Raw genomic sequence first — 4,654 nt, forward strand, 5'->3', positions numbered from 1 at the left:
GTCGATGCCCACGTGATGGTCGTGCCGACGAGCCGTTTTGCCCGCACGTTCTGGAAGTACCGCAGGCATCCCAAGGCGCACCGTGCGCTGATCCTCGATGTCGGACACCTGTCGCAAACGATGTATCTCGCGGCGACGGAACTCGGTCTTGGCGCGTTCATTACGGCGGCGGTCAACGAAGTCGACATCGAGCAGGCATTCGACCTCGATCCGCTCGAGGAAGGCCCGCTCGCCGTGACCGGGTTCGGCGTACGCGGAGCGGAACGCAACGAAGTCGAGTTCGACCCGCTCAACACGGTCTGGCCGTCATCCTGACGGGCGCGGGCCGCCCCCGACATGGGCGGGGTGGCCGGGCAGGGGCGTCGGAACGCCGGTTATCGGTTTCGCGCGTATCGCTGGTCATCGTCGGGCATCCGGCGCAAAATAATGCGAATGCAGCCGACGGGCGACGGGCAGGGTGACTGCAGACGAATCAGCGCGGATCAGCGGCATGACCGGCAGCACGACGTCGGTGCTGCGTACGCTCGTGCTCAGCGACCTCGTCGATTCGACCGCGCTCGTCGAACGCCTCGGCGACCAGCGCGCGGCCGACCTCATCCGCAAGCACGATCGTCTCGCGCGCTCGCTCGTGCAGCAGCACGGTGGCCGTGAGATCGACAAGACCGACGGCTTCCTGCTCGTGTTCGAGCGGCCGATCCAGGCCGTCGCCTACGCGCTCGATTATCAGCGCGAGCTCGGTGAACTCGGCAAGCAGGAGCAGACCGAACTCGCCGCGCGCATCGGCATCCACGTCGGCGACATCGTCGTCTGGGACAACAGTGCCGACGACGTCAGCCGCGGTGCCAAGCAGACCGAGGTCGAAGGACTCGTCAAGCCGGTCGCGGCGCGCCTCATGGGTCTCGCCCTGCCGCGCCAGATCCTCATGTCGGGCACCGCCTACGACATCGCGCACCGTGCGCAGGGCGAACTCGGCGAAAAACTCGCGCGCGTGCGCTGGCGCACGCACGGGCGCTACCGTTTCAAGGGCGTGCCCGACCTCGTGCCCGTGTTCGAGGTCGGTGAGGAAGGCATCGCACCGCTGCGCGCGCCGGCATGGACCGGCAAGGCGCATCGCGAGATGCCGGTCTGGCGCCGCCCGGTCGCGATCGTCGGCGAGATCCTCGCGTTGCTCGTCCTCGTCGCCATACCGGCGTGGTATTTCTTGAAGCCCGCGCCCGCGATCGCGTTCGCCAATCGCGACTGGGTCGTCGTCGGCAGCCTCAAGAACCTCACCGGGCATCAGGTGTTCGACGACTCGCTGGAAGCTGCGTTCCGCGTCGGCCTGGAACAGTCGCGTTACGTCAACGTCGTGCCCCAGCTGCAGGTGCGCGACGCGCTCAAGCGCATGGAGCGCGACCCGGCCGGCACCGCCGTAGATCGCACCGTAGGCTCCGAGATCGCATTGCGCGAGGGCGCACGCGCGCTCGTGTTGCCGACCGTCGCCGAGGTAGGCGGACGCGTGCGCATGACCGCGGAACTGGTCGATCCGCACACGCAGACGTCGGTCTACAGCGATTCGGTCGATGCCGACGGCGAAGAGTCGATGCTGCCGCGCATGGACGAGCTGCTGCGCAAGATGCGCGGGCGTCTCGGCGAATCCCTCGCGTCGGTCAGCGACGCGTCGAAGCCGCTCGCGCAGATCACCACGGGCAACCTCGACGCGCTGCGGGCGCTCGGCAAGGCCGAGGAAGAATACGGCAAGGGCAAGATCAACGACGCGATCGTGTTGCTCAAGGAGGCGCTGAGGCTCGATCCGAAGTTTGCGCTGGCGTGGACGCGCCTGAGCACGATGCAATATGCCTACCTCGGTGACGCCAAGGCTGCCTACGCCTCGTTGCAGTCCGCCCAGGCGAATCGCGATCGCCTCAGTGCCCGAGAGCAACTTTTCCTGGACGGTACGATCGCCCAATACGAGAACGCCGATACCTGGATCGAAAAGTGGACTGCGGCGTCCGGCCTCTATCCGGACGCTTATACGGCGCACCACAACCTCGGATTGGGCTACCTGTGGTACGCCCATCGCCTCGATGAAGCCGCTCCGCGCTTCCTCATCATGGCTGATTCGCGCCATCCGCTGCGCGGAATGAGCCTCGTAGCATTGGCGGTACTCGAAACCGAGCGAGGCGACGATGCGAAGGCGATCAGCTACGTCCAGCGCGCGAGGACGCTTGGTGTCGTGTCGCCGCATTTCGAGGACGTGGCCCCTGATCTGGCGGCTCGCCGATACGATGCCGTGCTTGCTCGCTTGAACAGCATGCCGGAATCGTTGCCTTTGACGTTGCAGGCCGAGCGGCAGGCAAGATTCGCCGCTGTAGCCCTCGATCGCGGCAACGACAAGGAAGCGCGCGAGCGCCTCCAGGCCGCTACGGAATTGGGTGCGAAATCACCTTCGCAACAACAGCAGGCGCGCCTGCTGCTCGGTCGCGCCGCGTTCGACATCGCCAGCGACAGCGAGGAAGGCAGCCGAGAGCTGGCGGCCCTCATCGGCGCGGAAACCAAGCGGGCATCCGAGCAAGGGCCGACGATCGACGGCAGTTCATCGCTCCACCTCGCCCTCGCCGCGATGCAGGCCGCTCGCATCGGCGAGATCAAGCTCGCCCGCGGGGCACTCGACGCTTCCCGCAGGGTCGCGCTCGACCATGGATACTACGACCGCGAAGCGCTCTGGCGCACCGCTGATTGCGAAACGCAGTTTTCGACCGATGTGGCAAAGAGAATCAAATGCCTGACGGCATTGTTGGACGGTAGGGAGTACTACCAGACCCACGTCGCACTGTGGCTGGCCTACCGGTTGGCCACCGACACGCTCAAGTCGGAGGAGCAAGTCCGGTGGCTACAGCAACACCGCGGCCGGGCCGTCGCCGAACTCGAAAACGAGCCCGCATTGATCCCGAACCTGCTCGCGTTGCGGCGAGCGACGAAGCGGGACTGAGGCATCCGGTGCGGCACCGCATCGGATGCCTCATACCCCGGGCTACTTCGCTCCGACGACCAGCAGGACAGCGATGCAGCTCTTGTCCGTTTGGGGGTCGGCGACGAACTGTTTGTGAATGGACGCGACGTCGGCCATCGACGGCAGCTTTCGAGTTGCCGGGACGCCTTGCGGATCGACGTCTATACCGTGTGCCTGCATTGCGCCCACCGGATCCCCGAGCATTTGCTCACGGAAATCGCGGTCCGTCGACAGGCGTTCGAGAACCTTAGCGATGGCGTCGCTCGATGGCGTACCCTTGATCATGTTGCCCCCTCCAAGTCATGACTTCGTAGTTTCCGATGCGCGGATCGAGGAGCATTGGGGTAACGGACTCGACGCTTTGCTTCGAGCATCGTTACGCTATGCCTCCATGACCCGCTCCATTCACTGTCGCATGTAGCGGTGGAACAGAAGCGGCGTACTTCTAGCACAATCCCCCCTTAGCGAGAACCATCGATGGCCGACGATCGCCGCGTTCGACGCTGTGCCGGCTTGTTCCTGCAGCCGAGGGAACGACAGGCGATGGATCTTGCTGCATTGCTCGGCGGCGGAGACGCGATCCGCGTTGAGCAGGCGTGGTTCGCGATGGCGCCACATCTTCCCAGCGAGATTGAAGTGGATGGCGCAATCGTCGAAGCGCTCCCGCTCCTCAGCGAGACGCGCTGGAAGGCGTTCACTGAAATCGCGGAGCAGATTGGCACCGAGCGCTTGCGGCGCATGATCGAAATCGGTGTCGCCGTGGTCGACCACCCCGGCGATCCGCGTCACGACCGTGACCTCCGAACGCGCGAACTGCAATGGCATCCACTGTCCGCCGTGGCGCATATGGCGTTGCGTTGGTCCGGTGTCGACAGCATCGCGACCCAAAATGAGTCGCGCATACGCACGACCGCCGACCTCGTCGCGGAAAGCGGCCTGCCACCGCCGCACTTCCATCGACGCGACGATGCCACGACTCGCATATCGCTGGAGCGATCGGACCCGGCTCCGCTGGACGGTCTCCTTGAAAGACGCGCGACGTGCAGAAACTTCGAGACTGAAACGTCGATGTCGCTGCGTGCCGTGAGCGTCGTCCTCGGGCGAGTCTTCGGCGTCCATGGCAGAGAGGAGTTCCTGCCCGGTGTCGTGGCACTCAAGAAGAATCATCCGTCCGGGGGGGGGCTGCATCCACTCGAAGCCTACTTGTTGCTGCGGCATATCGAGGGGCTGGCCTGCGGGTTGTATCACTACAATGTCGAGGCGCACGCGCTCGACCTCTTGAGTACGATGAAGGTCGATGAGGCACATGCGTTGTCGTTGGGCATGGTGGCGGGCCAGGACTATTTCGCGAACGCGCACGCGGTGGTCGTGGTTGCGGCCCGATTCGCGCGCTCGTTCTGGAAATATCGCAGACACCCGAAGATCTACCGCGCGATCCTGCTCGAAGCCGGCCACGCCTCGCAAAACCTCTATCTCGCCGCGACCGACCTCGGCCTCGGTGCGTACGTCACGGCGGCCATCAACGAAGTCGAGATCGAACAGGCGTTCGGCCTGGATCCGCTGTTCGAGGGTCCGATCGCGGTGTGCGGCTTCGGTCCGCGCGCCGGTACGCGCACGACGGTCGAGCTCGATCCCGCCGGACGCGTGTGGGACGCGTCCGGG

General features: G+C 65.1%; 4 protein-coding genes. 3 read left to right on the plus strand and 1 reads right to left on the minus strand.

Features of this window, described 5'->3' with window-relative positions:
* Together VI238_RS01955 and VI238_RS01960 are read left to right on the plus strand one after the other, a co-directional pair.
* Nucleotides 1-315, plus strand: a 315-nt coding sequence (locus VI238_RS01955; protein ID WP_331647873.1) for a nitroreductase family protein, incomplete at its 5' end; no start/stop codon positions are given.
* Nucleotides 316-490: 175 nt separating this feature from the next.
* A complete protein-coding gene (locus VI238_RS01960) occupies nucleotides 491-2,971 on the plus strand; it encodes a putative peptide modification system cyclase (RefSeq protein WP_331647875.1) in 2,481 nt (826 codons plus the stop codon).
* Nucleotides 2,972-3,013: 42 nt separating this feature from the next.
* Here the strand turns inward: VI238_RS01960 and VI238_RS01965 are convergent, their stop codons facing one another.
* Nucleotides 3,014-3,277, minus strand: a complete 264-nt coding sequence (locus tag VI238_RS01965; protein ID WP_331647877.1) for an NHLP-related RiPP peptide — start codon at nucleotides 3,275-3,277, stop codon at nucleotides 3,014-3,016.
* A 192-nt stretch (nucleotides 3,278-3,469) separates the two neighbouring features.
* Between VI238_RS01965 and VI238_RS01970 the strand changes: the two genes are divergently transcribed.
* Nucleotides 3,470-4,654: putative peptide maturation dehydrogenase (locus VI238_RS01970; RefSeq protein WP_331647879.1), on the plus strand; the 1,185-nt coding region annotated here is incomplete at its 3' end.

Source organism: Dokdonella sp. (assembly GCF_036518555.1).
GTDB lineage: Bacteria > Pseudomonadota > Gammaproteobacteria > Xanthomonadales > Rhodanobacteraceae > Dokdonella_A.